The sequence below is a fragment of the Lawsonibacter sp. JLR.KK007 genome (genome assembly GCF_036941135.1).
GTDB lineage: Bacteria > Bacillota > Clostridia > Oscillospirales > Oscillospiraceae > Lawsonibacter.
Genome location: NZ_JAYWSY010000002.1, coordinates 159,513 through 176,689, shown reverse-complemented (window position 1 = coordinate 176,689; position 17,177 = coordinate 159,513). Strand labels below are relative to the sequence as shown.

The 17,177-nt window shown below is 57.6% G+C and carries 19 protein-coding genes; 15 read left to right on the top strand and 4 right to left on the bottom strand.

Annotated elements, in window-relative coordinates; all coding sequences use genetic code 11:
• The first annotated feature begins 30 nt into the window (after nt 1-30).
• Entirely contained in the window at nt 31-2,403 is a 2,373-nt protein-coding gene (locus tag VV088_RS10620) for a hypothetical protein (RefSeq protein ID WP_334600653.1), read from the top strand.
• Here VV088_RS10620 and VV088_RS10615 read toward each other — a convergent pair.
• From VV088_RS10615 to VV088_RS10600, 4 genes are all read right to left on the bottom strand, one after another.
• On the bottom strand, nt 2,381-3,550 hold the full coding sequence (locus tag VV088_RS10615) for a tyrosine-type recombinase/integrase (RefSeq protein ID WP_334600652.1): 1,170 nt from the start codon (nt 3,548-3,550) through the stop codon (nt 2,381-2,383). The two genes, VV088_RS10620 and VV088_RS10615, sit on opposite strands and share 23 nt — an antisense overlap.
• A gap of 142 nt (nt 3,551-3,692) precedes the next feature.
• Entirely contained in the window at nt 3,693-3,890 is a 198-nt protein-coding gene (locus VV088_RS10610; protein ID WP_334600651.1) for a type II toxin-antitoxin system HicA family toxin, read from the bottom strand.
• Nucleotides 3,890-4,108, bottom strand: coding sequence for a DUF1902 domain-containing protein (locus tag VV088_RS10605; protein WP_334600650.1), 219 nt, complete (start codon nt 4,106-4,108; stop codon nt 3,890-3,892). The genes VV088_RS10610 and VV088_RS10605 overlap by 1 nt, the downstream gene beginning before the upstream one ends.
• A gap of 127 nt (nt 4,109-4,235) precedes the next feature.
• On the bottom strand, nt 4,236-5,417 hold the full coding sequence (locus tag VV088_RS10600) for a helix-turn-helix transcriptional regulator (protein WP_334600648.1): 1,182 nt from the start codon (nt 5,415-5,417) through the stop codon (nt 4,236-4,238).
• Nucleotides 5,418-5,562: 145 nt separating this feature from the next.
• Here VV088_RS10600 and VV088_RS10595 point away from each other — a divergent pair, with 145 nt between their 5' ends.
• The 14 genes from VV088_RS10595 (at nt 5,563) to VV088_RS10530 (ending at nt 17,049) form a co-directional block, all read left to right on the top strand.
• On the top strand, nt 5,563-5,754 hold the full coding sequence (locus VV088_RS10595; protein WP_334600647.1) for a helix-turn-helix transcriptional regulator: 192 nt from the start codon (nt 5,563-5,565) through the stop codon (nt 5,752-5,754).
• A gap of 84 nt (nt 5,755-5,838) precedes the next feature.
• Entirely contained in the window at nt 5,839-6,063 is a 225-nt protein-coding gene (locus VV088_RS10590) for a hypothetical protein (protein ID WP_334600646.1), read from the top strand.
• Between the two features lie 2 nt (nt 6,064-6,065).
• Nucleotides 6,066-6,407 carry a helix-turn-helix domain-containing protein gene (locus tag VV088_RS10585; RefSeq protein ID WP_334600644.1) on the top strand — a complete coding sequence of 114 codons (342 nt, stop codon included), beginning with the start codon at nt 6,066-6,068 and terminating at the stop codon, nt 6,405-6,407.
• Nucleotides 6,408-6,428: 21 nt separating this feature from the next.
• Nucleotides 6,429-6,731, top strand: coding sequence for a hypothetical protein (locus VV088_RS10580; RefSeq protein ID WP_334600643.1), 303 nt, complete (start codon nt 6,429-6,431; stop codon nt 6,729-6,731).
• A gap of 4 nt (nt 6,732-6,735) precedes the next feature.
• Entirely contained in the window at nt 6,736-8,052 is a 1,317-nt protein-coding gene (locus tag VV088_RS10575; RefSeq protein WP_334600642.1) for a virulence-associated E family protein, read from the top strand.
• A gap of 476 nt (nt 8,053-8,528) precedes the next feature.
• Nucleotides 8,529-8,909, top strand: a complete 381-nt coding sequence (locus VV088_RS10570; RefSeq protein WP_334600641.1) for a hypothetical protein — start codon at nt 8,529-8,531, stop codon at nt 8,907-8,909.
• Nucleotides 8,906-9,526: a sigma-70 family RNA polymerase sigma factor gene (locus VV088_RS10565; protein WP_334600640.1), complete on the top strand. Its 621-nt coding sequence runs from the start codon at nt 8,906-8,908 to the stop codon at nt 9,524-9,526. The genes VV088_RS10570 and VV088_RS10565 overlap by 4 nt, the downstream gene beginning before the upstream one ends.
• Nucleotides 9,527-9,818: 292 nt before the next feature.
• A complete protein-coding gene (locus tag VV088_RS10560; RefSeq protein WP_334600639.1) occupies nt 9,819-10,643 on the top strand; it encodes a hypothetical protein in 825 nt (274 codons plus the stop codon).
• Nucleotides 10,643-11,215 (top strand): HK97 gp10 family phage protein, encoded by a 573-nt coding sequence (locus VV088_RS10555; protein ID WP_334600638.1) that lies wholly within the window; start codon nt 10,643-10,645, stop codon nt 11,213-11,215. Before VV088_RS10560 ends, VV088_RS10555 begins: the two co-directional genes overlap by 1 nt.
• Nucleotides 11,208-11,567, top strand: a complete 360-nt coding sequence (locus VV088_RS10550; protein WP_334600637.1) for a hypothetical protein — start codon at nt 11,208-11,210, stop codon at nt 11,565-11,567. Before VV088_RS10555 ends, VV088_RS10550 begins: the two co-directional genes overlap by 8 nt.
• On the top strand, nt 11,567-13,930 hold the full coding sequence (locus VV088_RS10545) for a hypothetical protein (protein WP_334600636.1): 2,364 nt from the start codon (nt 11,567-11,569) through the stop codon (nt 13,928-13,930). The genes VV088_RS10550 and VV088_RS10545 overlap by 1 nt, the downstream gene beginning before the upstream one ends.
• A 183-nt stretch (nt 13,931-14,113) precedes the next feature.
• Complete coding sequence (locus tag VV088_RS10540) at nt 14,114-15,931, top strand: DUF6273 domain-containing protein (RefSeq protein WP_334600635.1); 1,818 nt, start codon at nt 14,114-14,116, stop codon at nt 15,929-15,931.
• Nucleotides 15,932-16,075: 144 nt separating this feature from the next.
• Nucleotides 16,076-16,705: a sigma-70 family RNA polymerase sigma factor gene (locus tag VV088_RS10535; protein ID WP_334600634.1), complete on the top strand. Its 630-nt coding sequence runs from the start codon at nt 16,076-16,078 to the stop codon at nt 16,703-16,705.
• Complete coding sequence (locus tag VV088_RS10530) at nt 16,702-17,049, top strand: hypothetical protein (protein ID WP_334600633.1); 348 nt, start codon at nt 16,702-16,704, stop codon at nt 17,047-17,049. Before VV088_RS10535 ends, VV088_RS10530 begins: the two co-directional genes overlap by 4 nt.
• Nucleotides 17,050-17,177: the final 128 nt, after the last annotated feature.

Sequence of the window (17,177 nt, the reverse complement as noted above, 5' to 3'; positions counted from 1 at the left end):
GGGGGCTTTTCTCTCAAAGGTGGTGAGCCAATGGCAACTATCAAATCCCAAATGGTCCTCAATGACGGCATGAGCGTGGTGCTGAAAAAAATCACGTCCGACCTGGACACCACTCTGTCCTCTTTTGAGATGGTCCAGCGTGCCTCCGGCAGCGCCGTGGATGTGGCCAACATTGAGGCCGCCAGAGCCCAGCTTGCGGACGCAAGCCGGGCGGTGGATGATATGGCCGACAACTACCGCCGGGCCGCTCAGGAGGAAGAACGGCTAAACGATAGCATCAACCGTGGGGCCTCCGCTATGGACGGGATGGTCACAAAAGTGGTGTCCCTGGTGGGGGCTTATATGAGCCTGTCCGCCATCAAGAACCTTGCCACAACGTCCATGGACGCCGCCAACACCCAAATCAATGCCCAAGTGCAGCTCCGCACGGTGCTGGAGAATATGGGAGCCATGGACAGCTATGAGGCCCTGACCAATGAGGTGAGCGGCAATGAGCTGGAGAATGACCTGACCCTCAACACCGCCGGGGCTTTGGACAATTATGACACCTTTGCCGCTGAGGTCACCGGCAACACCCTGGAGGCGGAGCTGGTGGTCCAGGCGGATAATTCCCAGGCCCTGACCGCTTATGACGCCATCGTGCAAAAGGCAGCGGACATTCAAAGCCAAGGAATGTATGGGGATGAGGCGATGATTGCGGGGGCGGCAGAGCTGGCCACTTATTTCTCCGACACCACCGCCATCCTGTCCATGATGGACACCTTGACGAATTACGCTGCCGGTATGTCAAACGGGGAGGCGCTGGACGCCGCCGCAATGGTAGACTACGCCACCGGCATTGGTAAAATCATGTCCGGCTCCTATGACGCCATGACCAAAAAGGGCTTTGAATTTTCGGACGCTCAAAAGGCCATCATTGAGGGCACTGCAACAGAACAGCAGATTATAGACACTTTGGGCGCTGAATATGCGGACTTGAGCGGGGAGATGCAGGCCGCCGCCGTCATTCAAGGTGTCATTGATGAGGGCTGGGCCGGACTGTATGAGGCTATGAGCAACACGCCCCTGGGCCTTGTTACTCAACTCAACAACGCTCTTGGAGATGTTCAGGAAAACGTGGGAGCCGGTATCTACCCAGCATTTTTGAACCTTGTGCGAACCGTACAAGGCAACCTCCCGCAAATCAACACCGCCGCCATGGGCCTGGCCACGGTGCTGGGCTTTGGCGTCACATTGCTCACCAACCTGGTGGGCGGGGCCGCGGCGTTTGGCTCCGCCGTGTCCGATAACTGGAGCTGGATAGAGCCCATTGTCTGGGGCGTTGTGGCGGCCCTGGGGGCCTATGGCACCGTGCTGCTGGCGGTCAATGGGGCCCAGATGGTCCACAATGCCCTGGAGGCCGTTTCCAACGGCTTGAAAACCGTGGCCGCCGCCCATTCCGCCATAAAAGCCGGGGCATCACTTGCGGAGGCGGCAGCAACCAAAACCGCCGAGGGGGCACAGCTTGGCCTAAACGCCGCCCTGCTGGCCTGTCCCATCACTTGGGTGGTGATTGGCGTTATTGCCCTTATCGCCGCTGTGGTGGGCGTCATCCGATACCTTGACGTTTTCGGCGCAAAGAGTACATCCGTTTTCGGCACATTTATGGGCGTGCTCAATGTTGTCTGGCAATTCATTTGCAACGTGGGCGCTGGCATCGCTGCTGTATTTTTCGCCTGTTGCTCCAACGTTGAAACGGCTTTCCACAATACCATTGCCAATGTGCAGGGCTGGTGGTATGGCCTCTTGTCCACCGCCTTGACGGTGGTGGAGGGTATCTGCGCCGCCCTCAATAAGCTGCCCTTTGTGGAGTTCGACTACTCCGGCATCAGCGCCCAGGCGGATGAGTTTGCCGCCAAATCCGCCGAGGCCTACGGCAGCGTCAAGGAGTATGAGAGCATCGGGGACGCATGGGGGAGCGCCTGGTCCGATAATTGGGCGGCGGACGCTTTCCAGGCGGGAGCGGCCTGGGGCGATGGTATCACGGACAAAGTGGGCGGATTTTTTGACAGCATGGGCTACACCCCCGGCAGTATGGATGACCTCATGGAGAAATATGGCGGGAGCTATCCCGCCAGCACAGACAGCTTTGCAATGGACGGCATGGGCAGCGACATCTCCGATATTGCCGGGAACACCGGCAGCATGGCCAAGTCCCTGGAGGTGAGCGGTGAGGAGCTGGAATACCTGCGGGACATTGCGGAGCGTGACGCCATCAACCGTTTCACCGCGGCGGAGGTCAAAATCGACATGACCGGCATGACGCAAGAGGCCGCCAAACCCATTGAAATCAACAGGTTTGGCGGCCTTTTTCTATGGTTTTCCGCTTATTTCCGCTTTATCACAGTTCCAGCACATCCTTGATAAAATCCTCCATGCGGGCGGCGCTGTCCTGCCTCATGCTGTCAGTGAGGTGGCCGTATTTGTCCAAGGTAAAGGCGGCGGTAGCGTGCCCCAAATTGCACTGGATGGTCTTTATATCATCCCCCGCCCGGATGGCGTTCACTGTATAGGTGTGGCGTAAATCGTGAAAACGCACCCCCTCCAGGCCAGCGGCCTCCGCCAATGCCCGGAAATGGTTATTCACATACTGTGTGAACAGGTTCCGGCCCGTGGCGTTGGTGAACACCAGCCCGTGGGGATTGTCCCACTCAGGACCGGCCCGGAGTTGCATCTCAAGCTGGCGGCGGCGCTGTGCCTTGAGCTCCTGCATGACAGCCGGGGCCGGGGTGAGGGTTCTGGGCTTGCCGCTTTTCGGCGTGGTGAAAAGGGCGGTTTTCTGAGCGTTGAAGTGGGAGAGCTGCTTGTCAATCGTGATGGTGCCCCGCTCCATGTCCACGCTGTCCCAGGTTAGGCCCAGCAGCTCAGAAATGCGCATCCCAGTGAACAACGCCACGGTGACGATGTGCTCCAGCTCAGTCCCCTTTGCGGCGGCCAGCAGAGCGGCAGCCTGGGTATCGTCCAGGGGTTTGATTTCCTTTTGCGCCTTTTTAGGCGGGGTACACTTTGCGGCGGGGTTTTTAGGTATATACTCCAGGTCAACGGCCTTTTCCAGCGCCGTCCTCAACACCTGGTAGACCATGCGCACAGACTGAGGAGAAAGCCCATCCAGCCGATTGATAAATGCCTGGACCGTGTGGGGGTGGAGCTGGTCCAGGCGGACGGCTCCCAGGACAGGCTTGATGTGGAGGCGGATGTTATTCTCATAAATGCGGACCGTGTTATACTTGGCGTTGCCCAGATATTCCCGCTGCCAGATGTCCAGCCATTCCCCCACGGTCATTTTACAGGGTGGGACGTAGGTGCCCCGGCTAACCTCTACGGCCACGGCCTGCATTTTCTCCAGCACTTCCTTTTGCGTCTTGCCGGAAAATGTGCGCTGGACCTGTTTGCCGGTGAGAGGGTCCCGGCCTGTGGTGACACGGGCCTCCCAATAGGTGTATTGCTTTCCGTTGCGGGTGTATGTGCGCTTGTGGATGCTCCCCGCTCCTTTTGCGGCTCTTTTCGCCATGATGTGCTCCTTTCTGCTGGTTGACACCATGGCCCTCCTGTGATACACTGAGAGGGCGCAAGGGTGCCTTGTTTAGCTGACCTGGTATTTTTGTGCATTTTCGCCGCTCAGGGGTTGCAGCCCCTGGGCGGTTCTTTTTTTTTCAGCGAAAGCGGTGGTTGAGGCCGCTCTGTTTCATAATGGCGTTGGCGGTGTGGCGGGATTTGATTTTCCCATCCACGGTGAAGTGCCGTCCAGTGATAGGGCTGTACCAAATGTCATGATCGCCTTTGCCGTGTCGGACAAAAGTGCAGCCGTGTTTGGACAGCTCTGCCCGTACTTCTTTTTCGTACTCAGCCATTACATGGCCAGCCTTTCACAGCGCTCCGATACCATACGGAGCTGGACAGGGGCCGGGGCTGTGCCATTGAGCTCCAGCAGTTCAGGAACCGTGAAACGCACCCGCTCTATAAGGGCATCAAAAGAGCCGGATTCCAGCACCAGGCCGGGAACATCGTCACTCTCCGCAATCCACACACGGGCCTCCGGGTCCCATGTCAGCTTGATTAGTAACTCCATATTTTCCTCCTTGTTTTCCTGCTGCTATTATATGCGGTTGCGTGCCGCTCCCATGTGGAGCGGCCTTTTTGTTGCCCATGGTCGATTTTATTCCGCTGATTTAACAGGCCTGGGCATTTTTTGAGGCTTATTTATTGCGTGAGCGAGAGGCCGGAAGGGGGAATGTGCGGTTACAACTACGGCAATAGGCCTTGCCAGTTGAAGGGTCACCCCTCAGCATCATTCCGCAAATCGGACAAAATGTGGTAATGGACGTTATGCGGCCCTCTGGGCCATCTGCGGGCGGGGTGGTATCTGTACCCTCCTGCGGCGCTGGCGTGTCCTGTGGGGGCTCTGGGGCCTGATAGCGAGGTATCTCCACTAATTCCTCAGCACGCTCCGCCAACTTCTCATGGCCTAAAGTGTTGAGTTTTCCCCAAACATCATTTACTCGCCGCAAGCAATTTTGGGAATGTGTATCTGTCATCCACTCTTGTGTCACGGAACGGCCCTTGAATTTAATTGGGTCCACACAAAAAAAGTGGGCAAGCTTTTGCAGGTCTGAATCTGTAACAAAAGCTACTTTGCTACGGTCCTCATAGTCTCTAATTTTTGCGGCTGAAATGCCTGTTTTATCTGCCAATTTATTTCTGGACAGGCCAACAGCGTCCCTATAATTGCGTAAATTTTCAAAAAATTCATGCTGTGATGGGTCATACCCCTCAAGATTCCGAACGATGGCCATCAACACATCCCGCTGCGCCAATTCATCCGCCGTGATAGTGCCGTCTTGGCTTTTTTGGAATAGAGCTTCTAATTCTGGATGCAAGGAGGGATGGCAGTAGAAAGCGTGCCCAGCGCCGTGCGCCGCTGGTATAGATGACGGTAATTTATCCAAGGCAGCGGCAACCTGCTCTTTTGAGGTGGCTTTTAGTTTGGCCAACTCATCCGGGCTGAGTAGCAGGGGCTCACCGTCCTGGAGCTTTTCCAGCAACGCATCCAGTTCTTGGGCGGGGAGCTCATGCACCTCCACCTCTGTTTTGTCTATGGGCTCCTCATGCAACACAACATTTGGAGGGCCACCGCTGGAATCATCATCAAGCCCCTCTCCATAAATGACGGCCCGCTTTAAGTCATCACTGTCAATTAATTCATAGACGGGCACGCCCAAAGCATTTGCAAGATTCTGGAGTGTTTCAATTTTGGGGTTGCGTTTTCCTGTTTCATACTGAGCCACAAAAGACGGTGAAACCCCCAATTTCTTTCCTAATTCCTCTTGTGTTACGCCCGCTTTTTTCCTGGCCGCTTTTATGCGCTGGCCCGTGGTCATGTAATCACCTCCACGGATAGCATAACACACTCAGGCGAAAAGCGCAAGAAATAAATTTAACAAAAGCTAAATTTCCGTATTGACTTTAACGTATGCTCATGATATAATTCCTCTTGAACAAAAGCTAAGGATGGAGGTGAAACAAATGCGAATTGACCGAGTAGCCTTTGCGGCGGCTCTGGCCCGCAAGGACATCAACCAAAAGAAGTTGGCGGAGCTGTCCGGCGTGAGCCGGGCAACCCTCTCCGCCATCCGGGGTGGGAAAGCGTGCTCCCCTGACACCGCCCACAAGCTGGTCCAGGTTTTGGGCCCCAGCATCATCAAAGAGGAGGTTTGACCAATGAGAAAAAGCAAAACGGTCAAATTGTCCCGCCCGCTGGCCCTGGCTCTGGGGTCTGACATCATCAAGGAGGACTGAACCGTGTACGAGCATAAATGGAGCGTTGGCGTCCGTCACAAGGTCACCCGTGAAAAACTCAACCTCATTGTGTGGGCCCCTACCAACAGCGAGGCCACCCACAAGCTGACCGGCGTCCTCATCGGCCCTGAGTGTGACTATGAATGGACCGGCACCGGCCCCATCTACGAAAACAACCAGACCGTGCGGCGGGAGATCACCCCCCTATCAATCACTAAGGAGGTTTAATCATGAGAAAATGGAAAGTTGAGTTATCCACCGGCCAGACGTTCACCATGGAGAGCGATGACCCCGGACGGGCCCTTATTGGCAAGGGGTACACGTCTTTCTCCCTGTCGGAGATCGTTCCGCCCCCGCCGGTCCCGCCGGAGGCCCACGTCAGCACGGAGGGCCGCTTGACACTGAGCGTGGCGGAGGCCGCCAAGGAGTTGGGTATCTGCACCAAGAACGTCTACACCCTCACCCACCGGGCGGACTTCCCCACCGTGCGCATCGGGCAGCGGGTCCGCATCTCCCGTGCTGGCCTGGCGGAGTGGGTCCGGGCCCAGGAGCAGAACAGGGCGGGAGCCTAACAAAGAAAGGGGTACATAATCATGAAAAACGAAATCACCATCAACGTCCGGGTGTTCCCAGTCCTGGCCCATGACCACCGCACCGGCAAGGAGGAGGCCGTCACCGTCCCCGTCACCAAGGAAATGCTCCAAGCGGCCTCCCTGGTGGGACAGAGCTCCAATGAGCTGGTGGAGCGGATGCTGGACCGGCGGGGCTATACCGCCATCGAAATCGGCAAGCCGGACAAGCTGCCCATCACCGTTGACCTGGAGGAGCTGGTGGAGCGCTATGAGGACCAGCAGAAAGAGGGCTGGCTGGCCACCCATACCTGGGGCCGGGGGTGAGAGCATGACAATGACCGGCTTAAAGCTCCACCCCAAAACGGGGCTACCCCTCAAGACCCTGGAGAACGTGCGGACCGTACTGGACGAGTGGCCCGCCATCCGTGGCCGCATTGAGCTGGACACGTTCCACAATCAAATTATCGCCCGTGCCCGCCTGCCCTGGCAGTATGACCCGGACAAGACCTACAAATCCCCCCATGAGTGGACGGACGCCGACCGGGCCGAGCTCAACCTTGCGGTGGAGAAAATCCTGGGCTTTAACGCCCCCAATCTGATTGACACCGCCTTTACAGCCTGCGCCGCCCAGAACACCTACCACCCCATCAAGAACTATCTGAACGGGCTGGAATGGGACGGGGAGCCCCGGCTGGACACCCTCTTTATTGACTACCTGGGAGTAAAGGACACCCCATACACCAGGGCGGTCACCCGCAAGGCCTTTGTGGCCGCTGTGCGGCGCATCCGGCACCCCGGCATCAAGTTTGACAATATGCTCATCCTGTCCGGCCCCCAGGGCGGCTATAAGTCCACCATCCTGCACATGATGGCGGGCAAGTGGTTCTCTGACAGCATCCGTACCTTTGAGGGCAAGGACGCCATGGAGGCGTTGCGGGGCGTGTGGCTTATGGAGGTTTCGGAGCTGGAGGCTATGCGCCGGTCTGAGGTCGCCGCCGTCAAGGCGTTTCTGAGCAAGACGGCGGACCGCTACCGGGCCGCATATGGCCGGTATGTCAACGAATATCCCCGGCAATGCGTCATGTTCGGCACCACCAACTCCAGCTATTTCCTGTCCGACATCACCGGCGGGCGGCGGTTCTGGCCCCTGCGGACGGACGAACAGCTCCGGCTCAAGGACGTGCCCAAAGACCTGCCCCTGGAGCGTGACCAAATCTGGGCGGAAGCTGTCCACTATGACCAACTGGGAGAGGCCATCTACTTGGACACCTATGAGCTCCAGCAGGAGGCGAAACGGGAGCAGGAGGAATACCGGGAGGCGGACCCCTGGGAGGCCACTATCAAGGAATTTGTGGAGCGGCCTGTGCCCGTTGACTGGGATGAGTGGCCCATCCAGCGGCGTAATATCTACTGGGCCGGAGTGGCCCAGGGTGACCTCCCACCCGCCACGGAGCGCCGCCGGGTATGTGCCGCTGAGGTCTGGGTGGAGGCCCTGGGCAAGCGCCCAGAGGACATGACCCAGACGGAGGCCCGCCGTATCAACAGCATTCTCAGCAGCTTGCCGGGATGGGAGAAAAAGGGCAAGATGCCCCCAGAACACCCCTACGGGCGGCAGCGGGCTTTTGTTCGTAACATTTCCGATTGACTGGAACACTTGCCCCTGTAACATTCACCCACGGGCCTGTAACATTGGCTATCCTTGTAACATTCAAATGTTACACCTGGAACACTTCAAAAGCCACCTTGGAACAGAATTTTTTGCAAGTGTTCCAGGACCAAACCGTTGCGGAACAAGGCTTTAGACCCTATGGAACACTTGGAACACTTTTTTATATAGCTTTAGATGAAATAGGGCAATTAGAGAAAATTAGAGAGTTTTTGAAATTATCAAAAAGCTCTAAAACTCTCTAATAAGGGGGTGCTTATACCAACAGCAAAAAATCTGTTCCAGTGTACCCCAGCCCGGAAAGTGAGGGATGGACCTAATAAAACCTTATATCCAACCAAACCACCACCCAGAGGCTGCAACCTCTGAGCGGCGGAAGAAAAACCAGGTCAGCTAAACAAGGCACCCTTGCGCTCTTTTTGCGCCGGGCGGCAGGGTGCGGAAGGGAGCATTTTATGATTTACATGACACGCTCAGATTTAGAGCGGCTGAATGTCTTACGTGAGGACATCCGGCTTGAGGCAGAGGCGCTCAAAAAGCTGCACGGCATCACGCCCCATACTGCTGAGGTCATCCCGCTTATCAAGGCCGATATGGACGCAAAGCGGGCCCAGATGGAGGCGGAGCGGGTGCGAGTGCGGCGGTATGTGGATGAGATTGAGGACCCTGTCACCAGGGGCATCATTGAGGACCACTATCTGAACGGCAAGCCGTGGTATGAAACGGCCTGGAACGCCGCATTGACCCTCAGCACCAACGGCGCATGGAACAGGGCAATGCGCTACATATACGCCCGGTGCGGCCTGTGCGCTAAAAAGAGGGGGTCCAGAAAATGACAGTGGAGGAAATCGTTGCACGCATCAAGGCCGGGGAAACTGATCTTTTGCCCATGCTCTGGGAGAGAGTAGAGGGGTTTGTGAAGAAAAAGGCCAACGGCTTTTTGTACGGCCACAGCACAGCTTACGGTATGGATTTTGATGATCTGTGCCAGGAAGGATTTTTTGCGGTGCTGGACGCTGTAAAAAACTATGACCCCGCCACCTGCTCATGTCATTTCAAGTCCTATCTGGCTACCGTCATATCCCGCCGGTATCTGAACCTTGTGTATGTGCGCCCAGGCTCCGATAAGGGGCCTAAAAATCCCCTTGACCGTTCTGTAAGCCTTGACTTACCCGTGGATGACGAAGACGGGGAAACCATAGCAGACACGCTCACTGACGGCATAGACCCGGCGGATGATGTGTTGCATGATTTGTGGCTCACCGAATTGCGGGAAACAATGGAGGCAGCTCTGTCAAGCATCAAAGCAGAACAGGCCGCCGCTCTGCGCCGCCGGTGGTATGGAGTGAGCGGGGCGTCTATGTCCCAGTCAGAGCGAAAAGCGGCAGACCGGGGGCTCATGGCTTTGCGCAAGCCCTCAATCTATCAGCTTCTAAAAGGTTTTAGGGCTTGATACTGCATCGGAACCGCCCGCCACACCCATAGAGAGGTGGGTGGCGTCCGTCACCCGCCGCTGGGCGGTGGTATTGCCCTGTGAGCCTCCTTTTTTCTGATAGGCCGGGAGGGCCCTGGGCCTTTGTCTCTTTTCACCGGGGCCCTCCTGACCAAAAGCACCAAAAGCACCAAAGGCCCGCTCACCCCTGGAGCTCTCCTCTGCCCATACTGACGGAGGCGGTAAAGCTCCCGAGCGGGCTGTGCCTGGGCCTTTTAGCTAAAAAACGACACAAGAAAAGGAGATTTTAACCATGGAAATCAAAATCAAGGAAAACATTGAAAACGCCATCAAGCGGCACCGGCTCCTCAGTGAGAAGCTGCTGAAGGAAACCACGGAGCTGGTGACGGACCCCTCCATTGTCACCCGGCTGCTGAAACGGCACAGCCCGGAGATGGCCGCCAAAGTCCTGCAAGATGAGATCAACGGCATGGTGCTCCAGGCCAATGACCTGGATAAGCTCAATAATGCTGAGGTGAAAAAGAACATCTCCGAGGCCAAGCTGGCCGCCATGCCGGAGACGGTGCGGGCCTTTACCAAACCGGCGGACTACCAGCAGCAGATCAGTAACGCCTTGGCGTTTCTCTCCCTGGAGGGGGACCGCCTGACGGACCAGGCTGCTTTTGCCATCCTCAAGCCCTTTTTCAACGACTGGGAGCAGATGCACCTTTTCGAGCGGGCTGTGCTCCAGCAGATGCACCTGGAAAACGAGTACATGACCCGCTCCGCTTTCCCCACGGCGCTGGGCGCTGTGCTGAATAAGGCGGACACCTATACCGCCCTGTTTGGGGAGGCGGAGATGCTGGCCGAACAGCTTTTCATCCGCAAGAAAGAGCACGGTTCCACTTGTACCATCGGTGAGTTCCCCGTCTATGGCGGCTGTGGTCTGGACAGCTATGATGAGGTGGCCGCTGAGGAGCGCATCGTGGAGCTGGCCGGGCTCATTGAAACACTGGGCAGTGACAAGGCCTTTGTCTACGACAGCGCCGATTTTAAGTACGGGCGGCTCTACCAGGCCCGTCACCAGATTGGCACTGTGAGCCCCGCCGATTCTGACGCCGGTTTTGTGTGGCTGTGATGAAGTGGGGGCGCTGTGAATACCGGCAGCTCATCAAGCTCCGGGACAACTTGGCCAAGCTCCAAAGCGCTGACCTGGATAAGTTTTGCCGGGACACGTCCAAGGAGCTGGCCGCCCGTCTGCTGTCCCTGGTGATACCGGCCACCCCTGTGGGCAACTACAAGACCGAGGTCAAGGTAACCGCCAAGCGGGACAGCAAGCATCACAAAAAGGGCGATGTCTACACCAAGCGGGTCAATCGCTCCGGCAAAATGGGCGGCACCCTGCGCCGGGGATGGACGGCCCGGACAGAGGGTGAGGCTGCTGGTGGGCAAGGCCACCCAACGGCAGATCAGGCGAAAGCATACGCTGAGGTCCTGCCCATCTCAAAGCAGGGCACAACCTACGTTGTGGAGGTCATCAACCCCGTCCATTATGCCAGCTATGTGGAGTTTGGCCACCGCACACCCGGCGGCGGCTGGAAAGAGGGAAAATACTTCCTCACCATATCAGAGCAGCAACTGAGGGGACAGGCTCCGGCCATCATTGAGGACAAGCTGAAAAAGCTGTTAAGGGGGGCTTTCAATGTCTGAGCTCAACAGAAATATTGAGGTCATCATCCCCGGCAAGCTGGCCGCTGTCAAGTTCTCATACATCCCCTTTATCCCGGAAATTGAATACACCCCGGACCCGGACCAACTGGCCTATACAGAGGCTTGCCGCATTACGGATGGCGGGGTGTTCCTGCTTAACAAGGACCTCCCCGGCTACGAGCTTTTGAAAGGCATTGTGCGGAAAGTCATCCGCCTCCCGCTCCACCGGCTCAACCGGGAGCGGGCCAAGCTGGCAAATAAGAAAGCCAAGACCCCCTATGAGGATTTATATGGGCTGTGCCTGGAGGCGGAGCTGGAGCGGCGGGAAAAGGCGAAAAGAGGTGTGCGTTAATGGCCACAATCAAATCTCAAATGGCCCTGGACGATGGCATGAGCCGGGTGTTGTCTAAAATCGTCAACGGCCTCAATACCACCTTGGACGCCTTTGAGCAGGTCCAGCGTGCCTCCGGCTCCGCCCTTGACGTGGCCAACATTGAGGCGGCACGGGCAGGGCTGGCGGAGGCCGGGGCGGAGGTCAAGGCCATGGAGGAATATTTCCGGCAGGCGGCGGAACAGGAGGAGCGACTGAACAACGGCGTCAATCAGGGCGCATCCGCCATGGATGGGCTGTTGAGCAAGGCCGCCTCCCTTGCCGCCACCTACATGAGCATATCCGCCCTCAAGGGCTTTGCTACCAGCTCCATGGAGGCCGCTGACACCCAAATTGGGGCCCAGGTGCAGCTCCGCACAGTGTTGGACAATATGGGTGCTACGGACGTTTACGCCGGTATGGAGGACACCATCACCGGCACGGCTCTGGAGAGCACCTTGACCCTCAACACCGCTGAGGCGGAGGGCAATTATGGCGCTTTCGCCGCCGGTATCACCGGCAATCCGCTGGAGCTCCAGGTGGACACCTCCAACGCCATGAGCGCCTATGACGCCATCACCCAAAAGGCGGCAGGCATCCAAAGCCGGGGGATGTTCGGGGATGAGGCGATGATTGCGGGGGCGGCGGAGCTGGCCACCTATTTCTCCGATACTGAGGCCATACTCAGCATGATGGACACTCTCACCAACTACGCCGCCGGTATGTCCAACGGACAGGCGGTGGACGCATCCGCTATGGTGGACTATGCCACCAATCTGGGCAAGATTATGTCCGGCTCCTATGACGCCATGAAAGACCGGGGCTTTGAGTTTACAGAGGCCCAAAAGGCCATCATTGATGGCACCGCAACAGAGCAACAAATCATTGCAGCGCTGGGCGCTGAATACCTCAACTTGAGCTCTGATATGCAGGCCGCCGCCGTCATCCAAGGTGTCATTGATGAGGGCTGGTCCGGGATGTATGAGGCCATGAGCGGTACGCCCACGGGGCTCATCACTCAGCTCAACAACGCCTTGGGGGACATCCAGGAGAATGTGGGGGCTGGTATCTATCCGGCGGTGCTGGACCTTGTGCAGACCGTCCAGAACAACCTCCCGCAAATCAACGCCGCCGCTATGGGCCTGGCCACGGTGCTGGGCTTTGGCATCACACTGCTCACCAATTTGGTGGGCGGCGCTGTGGCGTTTGGCACCGCCGTGTCCGAAAACTGGAGCTGGATAGAGCCCATTGTCTGGGGCATCGTTGCGGCACTGGGGGCCTATGGCGCTGTGCTGCTGGCGGTCAACGGGGCCCAGATGGTCCACAATGCCCTGGAGGCAGTTTCCAACGGCTTGAAAACCGTGGCCGCCGCCCACTCCGCTATAAAGGCCGGGGCCTCACTCACGGAGGCAGCAGCAACAAACACCGCCACGGGCGCACAAATCGGGCTCAACGCCGCTCTGCTGGCCTGTCCCGTCACGTGGGTGGTAATTGGCGTTATTGCTCTCATTGCCGCCGTGGTGGGCATCATCCGATACCTGGACATTTTCGGGGCGAAAAGCACCACTGTTTTCGGTACATTTATGGGCGTGCTTAGCGTGGCGGGACAATTCCTTTACAACGTCATATCCGGCGCTGTGGCCGTTGTCTTTGCCGCTTGCTCCAATATCGGCACAGCTTTCCACAACACCATTGCCAATGTGCAGGGCTGGTGGTATGGCCTCTTGTCCACCGCCTTGACGGTGGTGGAGGGTATCTGTGCGGCCCTCAATAAGCTGCCCTTTGTAGAGTTCGACTATTCCGGCATCAGCGCCCAGGCGGATGAGTTTGCCGCCAAATCCGCCGAGGCCTATGGCAGCGTCAAGGAATATGAGAGCATCGGGGACGCATGGGGGAGCGCCTGGTCCGATAACTGGGCGGCGGACGCTTTCCAAGCGGGAGCGGCCTGGGGCGATGGCATAGCGGACAAGGTGGGCGGATTTTTTGACAGCATGGGTTACACCCCCGGCAGCATGGATGACCTCATGGAAAAGTATGGCGGGGCATATCCTCCCGGCACGGACAGCTTTGCCATGGACGGCTTGGGCGGTGATGTGTCCGATATTGCGGGTAACACCGGCAGTATGGCCAAATCCCTGGAAATCAGCGGTGAGGAGCTAGAATACCTGCGGGACATTGCGGAGCGGGACGCTATCAACCGCTTTACTACGGCAGAGGTCAAGATTGACCTCACCGGGATGACCAACAAAATTGAGGGCACCACAGATATTGACGGGGTTATCCGTGAGCTCACAGACGGCTTTACTGAGGCCCTGGTCATCGCCGCTGAGGGGGTGCACGTATGAGAAAGACTTTATAAAACTTCATATTTGAGGTTCTTTACGCATAACGAAAAATAACGCTTTCCCCAAAACAGGGCCGGGGCTGGTATGCTCCACCCCGGCCCGGCTACTCAAGAAAACTCATGTTTTCGTGACCCTACAAAACCTAACAAAACCTTAGTTTGAAATGAAAAAGGAGGTCATCTAATGGCAACTGTCACCCTTGGCAGCAAGGCAGAGGGCAGCATCATCAAGCTCAAGGAAAACGGCGTGCTGGTGGAGTTTTACATTGCCAAGCAGAACTATGAAAGCGGGCTGAACGGAGCCGGGCGGGTGCTGGTGGTCCGCAAGGACTATTATGACCAGCGCCAGTGGCACAGCTCCAACATCAACGCCTACGCCAGCAGCGCCATTGACACCTGGCTCAACGGCACCTACAAGAACCTGCTGGACGCCAACATCCGCACGGCGATGGGCACCACCAAAATCTACTACACTCCCGGCAACGGGAACAACAGCAAGACCACCTTGCAGCGGTCCGTGTTCCTGCTGTCCGCCACGGAGCTGGGCCAGTCCCACACCTACATGAACGCTGAGGGCACGGCGCTGTCCAGCACGGTCCTCAATCTGCTGAAAATCGCAAAGCTGAATGGCTCCGCATATCCTCAGTGGACCCGTTCCCCGCTCACGCTCAACACCAGCCACGCCTGGTACTTGAACTCCGATGGCAACCTCAGCAACAGCAGCTGCTCCAACACCTACGGGTCCCGCCCCACTTTCACTCTCCCCTCCTCCCTCTATGTCAGCGATGACGGCTCTGTGTCCGTCAACACCGCTCCCGGCACCCCCTCCAGTATCAGCTACCCCACCAGCATCAACGGCGGCACGGACATCACCGTGAGCTGGGGAGCGTCCACGGACGCTGAGGGCAACCTTGCGGGCTATGTCGTGGAGCGGAGCACCAACGGCGGCACCTCCTGGTCCCAAATCTACCAGGGCAGCGCCCGGAGCACCACCAACAACGTGGCCTTTGGCACCGCCTCCGTCATGTTCCGGGTCAAGGCCTATGACACAGAGGGCCTTAACTCCGGCTGGAAAACCGGCAGCAATGTCACGGTGGTCAACAACCGGGCCCCCTCCGCCCCCGGCTCCATCACGGTGCCCGCCGCCGTCCGGGGCGGGGCCACCCTGCCCATCTCCTGGACCCGTGCCACGGACAGCGATGACAACCTCAGCGGCTATGAGCTGGAGCGGAGCGTCAACGGCGGCGCATGGTCCCAGGTCTACAAGGGCTCCGCCCTGACCTTTACGGACACCATCACCGCCGGGTGGAATACGGTGGCCTATCGTGTCCGGGCCTATGACACCTTGAACGCCACCAGCTCCTATGCCACCAGCGATACCCGCACGGTGGACAATAACGCCTATCCCGTCATCACCAGTGACACGGCCTCCGGCACCAACCTGGGCACCAAAAATGTGGGCTTTGACCTCACCTATACCGTGACGGATGCAGACGGGGACACGGTGACCGTCAAGGAGTACATGGACAACGTGCTCATGCGGACCTATACGGCCACCCTGGGCCAGTCCAACACGTTCCAAGCCGTCACCGCCGCCAATTTCCAGAAAGTGCTCAACGGGGACCACACCCTCAAGGTGGTGGCCAATGACGGCAAGGCGGACAGCGACCCCTACACCGTGACCTTTACCAAAAAGGTCACCAGCGCCAGCATCACCCTGGCGGAGCCTCTGGAGGCCGATGACGCCATCACCGTCATGGTCCTCAACATTGTGGGCGCTCTGCCCGTTGACGCTGTGCTCCGGGTCCTGGTCACCAACAACGCCAAGGACGCCGCCCCCGTGTGGGAGGATGCCACAGCAGATTATAAGGCCGGAGTAAACCATATTTTCACAAACAAAACCGCCGTCAACGGCTTTGCATTTAACATCCGGGTAACGCTGGAGCGTGGGCCCAGCGGTGAGGGTGGTTACATCAACAGTATTGGCGGGGCTTTCGAGTAATGCCATAGAGGGGGCGGGTGGACAAGCTGCCCGTCCCCGCCATTTTAAGGCACCCTGACAGGTTCCCACGGGCCGGGGGTATGAAAGTATATAGGTCCGCTCTAAAGGGCGTGATTTTTCCAATGGAAAAAGGAGGGCTTGGCCATGACAAATGAGGAGCTTGTGGCGTTGATACAGGCCGGGGAGCGGGACAAGCTCCCGGAGCTGTGGGAGCAGGTGGAGCGCTTTGTGGCGCTCCAGGCCAACCGGCTCCTCCATGCCATGGGGTCGGATAAAGCGGCCCTTGCCGGGGTGGAGTTTGGCGACCTCTACAACAGCGGTTATTTTGCCCTTGTGGATGCTGTGGAGAGGTATGACCCGGCGGCGAGGGCAAAGTTTATCACCTTTTTTGCGATGAGGTTAAAATCTTACTTTTCGGAAACTACGGGCTTTCGGCTGGCACGCCAAAGAAAAGACCCGCTGAACAACGCCAAAAGTATGGACGCAAAGCTCAAGGAAAACGATGAGGACAGCGGCGCTTTCGGGGACTTCATCCCGGACCCTAAAGCGGCCCAGGCCCTCCAGGCGGTGGAGGACACCATACAACGGGACTACACCCGCAAGGCTGTTAGGGATGCCCTGGAGCAGCTCCCCACGGAGGAGCGGCTTGCCATAAAGGCCCGGTATTATGAGGGCCAGACGGTGAAAGCGTCCGGCGGGGCCAATGTACTGGAGCGGGCGGAGATGCGCCTACGCCGTCTGCTATCAGACCAAAGGGAGTGTATATTTGCATGACGCAGTTTGACCTTGAACAGCTCCGCCCGCTGCGGGCTGAAATCGCAATGGATGGCAAACGGCTCCAGGCTCTGGAGCAAGAGTATGAGGCGGCACACTGGCCAGAAAAGGTCCAAGAGGTACGGGAAATCATAGAGGACAAACGGCAGCGCTGTGTGGTCCAGCTTGACAGCCTGGAGCGTTGGCTGGCCGCTGTGCCGGATGACTTCATGCGGGAGGTGCTGACCCTCCGCTATTCGGATGGCCTGACCTGGAAAAACGCCGCCATAAAGCTGGGCGGTGGGAACAAGTCCGACACTTTGAGGGTGTCGGTAAACCGATATTTAAAGCGGGAGAGCGCATAAGCGCCCTCTTGTTTTTTCCCTTGTTTTCCCGCTTTTGTCTGTTTTCACTGTAATGCACACATTTACACACAATTCAATTTTTGCTAAATTCCGCAATAAAATTATATATTTTCGATGCTTTTCTGCTC

Coding starts and splice junctions, on each gene's coding strand:
- VV088_RS10540 (WP_334600635.1), top strand. CDS start 14,114: ATGGCAACTGTCACCCTTGGCAGCAAGGCAGAGGGCAGCATCATCAAG.
- VV088_RS10550 (WP_334600637.1), top strand. CDS start 11,208: ATGTCTGAGCTCAACAGAAATATTGAGGTCATCATCCCCGGCAAGCTG.
- VV088_RS10575 (WP_334600642.1), top strand. CDS start 6,736: ATGACAATGACCGGCTTAAAGCTCCACCCCAAAACGGGGCTACCCCTC.
- VV088_RS10585 (WP_334600644.1), top strand. CDS start 6,066: ATGAGAAAATGGAAAGTTGAGTTATCCACCGGCCAGACGTTCACCATG.
- VV088_RS10570 (WP_334600641.1), top strand. CDS start 8,529: ATGATTTACATGACACGCTCAGATTTAGAGCGGCTGAATGTCTTACGT.
- VV088_RS10595 (WP_334600647.1), top strand. CDS start 5,563: ATGCGAATTGACCGAGTAGCCTTTGCGGCGGCTCTGGCCCGCAAGGAC.
- VV088_RS10560 (WP_334600639.1), top strand. CDS start 9,819: ATGGAAATCAAAATCAAGGAAAACATTGAAAACGCCATCAAGCGGCAC.
- VV088_RS10530 (WP_334600633.1), top strand. CDS start 16,702: ATGACGCAGTTTGACCTTGAACAGCTCCGCCCGCTGCGGGCTGAAATC.
- VV088_RS10555 (WP_334600638.1), top strand. CDS start 10,643: ATGAAGTGGGGGCGCTGTGAATACCGGCAGCTCATCAAGCTCCGGGAC.
- VV088_RS10605 (WP_334600650.1), bottom strand. CDS start 4,108: ATGGAGTTACTAATCAAGCTGACATGGGACCCGGAGGCCCGTGTGTGG.
- VV088_RS10615 (WP_334600652.1), bottom strand. CDS start 3,550: ATGGCGAAAAGAGCCGCAAAAGGAGCGGGGAGCATCCACAAGCGCACA.
- VV088_RS10565 (WP_334600640.1), top strand. CDS start 8,906: ATGACAGTGGAGGAAATCGTTGCACGCATCAAGGCCGGGGAAACTGAT.
- VV088_RS10610 (WP_334600651.1), bottom strand. CDS start 3,890: ATGGCTGAGTACGAAAAAGAAGTACGGGCAGAGCTGTCCAAACACGGC.
- VV088_RS10545 (WP_334600636.1), top strand. CDS start 11,567: ATGGCCACAATCAAATCTCAAATGGCCCTGGACGATGGCATGAGCCGG.
- VV088_RS10620 (WP_334600653.1), top strand. CDS start 31: ATGGCAACTATCAAATCCCAAATGGTCCTCAATGACGGCATGAGCGTG.
- VV088_RS10600 (WP_334600648.1), bottom strand. CDS start 5,417: ATGACCACGGGCCAGCGCATAAAAGCGGCCAGGAAAAAAGCGGGCGTA.
- VV088_RS10535 (WP_334600634.1), top strand. CDS start 16,076: ATGACAAATGAGGAGCTTGTGGCGTTGATACAGGCCGGGGAGCGGGAC.
- VV088_RS10580 (WP_334600643.1), top strand. CDS start 6,429: ATGAAAAACGAAATCACCATCAACGTCCGGGTGTTCCCAGTCCTGGCC.